Source organism: Lactobacillus sp. UMNPBX19, from assembly GCF_002553805.1.
Classification (GTDB): Bacteria; Bacillota; Bacilli; order Lactobacillales; family Lactobacillaceae; genus Lactobacillus.
In genome coordinates this window covers 1-1,787 of sequence record NZ_PCYR01000064.1, presented here as the reverse complement: position 1 = coordinate 1,787, position 1,787 = coordinate 1, and the positions used below count along the sequence as shown (strand labels likewise).

The 1,787-nt window shown below is 31.5% G+C and carries 3 protein-coding genes; all 3 read left to right on the top strand.

From position 1 onward, the window contains the following. Nucleotides 1-28: 28 nt before the first annotated feature. The 3 genes from CP370_RS10155 (at nt 29) to CP370_RS09025 (ending at nt 1,747) form a co-directional block, all read left to right on the top strand. The gene (locus CP370_RS10155; RefSeq protein WP_232457409.1) at nt 29-352 is read left to right on the top strand and encodes a hypothetical protein; all 324 of its coding nucleotides are present in this window, start codon (nt 29-31) and stop codon (nt 350-352) included. Further along, on the top strand, nt 330-1,055 hold the full coding sequence (locus tag CP370_RS10150; protein WP_223660577.1) for a YncE family protein: 726 nt from the start codon (nt 330-332) through the stop codon (nt 1,053-1,055). The genes CP370_RS10155 and CP370_RS10150 overlap by 23 nt, the downstream gene beginning before the upstream one ends. 194 nt (nt 1,056-1,249) lie before the next feature. Further along, complete coding sequence (locus CP370_RS09025; RefSeq protein ID WP_087713301.1) at nt 1,250-1,747, top strand: GNAT family N-acetyltransferase; 498 nt, start codon at nt 1,250-1,252, stop codon at nt 1,745-1,747. The last annotated feature ends 40 nt before the right edge of the window (nt 1,748-1,787 follow it).

The window sequence follows — 1,787 nt, the reverse complement described above, 5'->3', positions numbered from 1 at the left end:
TCTAATCTATCAAGCAGCTTGATTAAAAGTGTTCAATTTATTATTGCAATTTACGAAAGATAAAAAAATTCTAAAAAGAGTTAATTATTGGGTTACAATTGGAATAGTTTTAATAATATGTATAGGTATTTTTACATGGTGGAATAATTCTAAAAAGAAAACTCCACATCATAAATTGAAGCCCCAACCTGCTTTAATTGATAACACTAGTACTCGTTCAGCTTCTTATCCAACTAAAGAATTCAAAAATTTATTATCCCAAAATTATCCAGATATTTATAAAAACTTGAATTTTAAGCAAAAACCAACTTACTATGTGATTTCCCGGTTTGATTCAGTCAGCAGCAATTAAATATACTCCTCCTGGTCAGGGACAACCAGGGATTGCATATGATATGGATCCACAAGGCTTAGCGATTATTGACCATAAATATTTGATTATTTCAGCGTATAGTAAAAGCAAGACCTTTGATTCAGTTCTTTGGGTATTAGATTTTAAGACTGGTCGCTTTGTAAAACCAATTGCCTTAAATAATATTGATCATGTTGGGGGAATTACTTATGACGAAGATCATAAGCGTTTATGGGTAGCCACTATTAATCAGGAACAGCGAGCACAAGTGCAATCGGTAACGCTGAAAGAAATTGAAAAATATAATTTTAAGAAACAGAAAAAGCCAATAAAATTTGAACATGGTACCAACTTATCAGCACCACTTCGAACATCTTATATGACTTATCATAAGAATAAACTCTATATCAGCTACTTCGATAAAGTCCGAGGTGGTCAACTTTTTGCCTATAAACTTAATAAAAAAGGACTATTTAAAAAAGATAAAATGCAAGATGGTTTAGCTCTTCCTAGTGAAAACTGGTCAACTTATTCTCAAATTCAAGGAATTAGTTTTGATAAAAATAATATTTTATTATCTACTTCATACGGTGATTTTAATTCACAATTATTAATTTTTAAAAATAAATTGAATAAACCAAACTATAATCTTGATCTTTCAGAAGCAGATAAAGCAATTATTTTATCTCCATATATGGAATAAATTATCGGTAAAGATGGTGAAATTTATATGTTGTTTGAATCTGCTACAGCATTGTACCGTCAAAATCCTAATTTACTGCATATGGATCGAGTGATTAAGTTAAAAGTTAAATTCAAGGGGCTCGAAAATAGTAAGGAATAGCTATCAAGAGGAATATTAAACAAAAATAGAAAACATAAGAGTGAGAAAAATAGATGACATTAAATATTCGTACTGTAAAAATGGATGATCTAGATGCAATTGTTGAGCTTGAATCGAGTGCTTTTCATATGTCAGAAGAAATGACGCGTAAGGATATGATCGGCCGGATTGAAAATTACTCAGATACTTTTTTAGTTGCAGAAGTTGATGGAAAAGTAGTGGGCCACGTTTTTGGTCCAGTAAGTAAAGATCGCTACATTAAGGATGAGCTCTATTTTAAAAATCAACCGAATAATGCACAGTATCCTTATCAAACAATTTTGAGTTTGGCGACTAGAAAAGAATATCGTAAGCAGGGAATTGCATCAGCTTTAATTGAAGAATTATGCAAGATTGCTCAAGACCAGGATAGAGGTGCAGTTACACTGACTTGTTTACCTAAGCTCTTCCATTTTTATGAAACGCGTGGCTTTGTCAACGAAGGCAAGACTAGTGATGATATCCCTGATCCAGAAGACGTAAGTAGCTACAATATGGTAAGAAATAATTAACTAAATTAGATCATATTATTAGTCTTGATGTAATAATATG

Bases quoted from the DNA above. Each gene is read 5' to 3' on its own strand.
- CP370_RS09025 (WP_087713301.1), top strand. From the start codon at position 1,250: ATGACATTAAATATTCGTACTGTAAAAATGGATGATCTAGATGCAATT.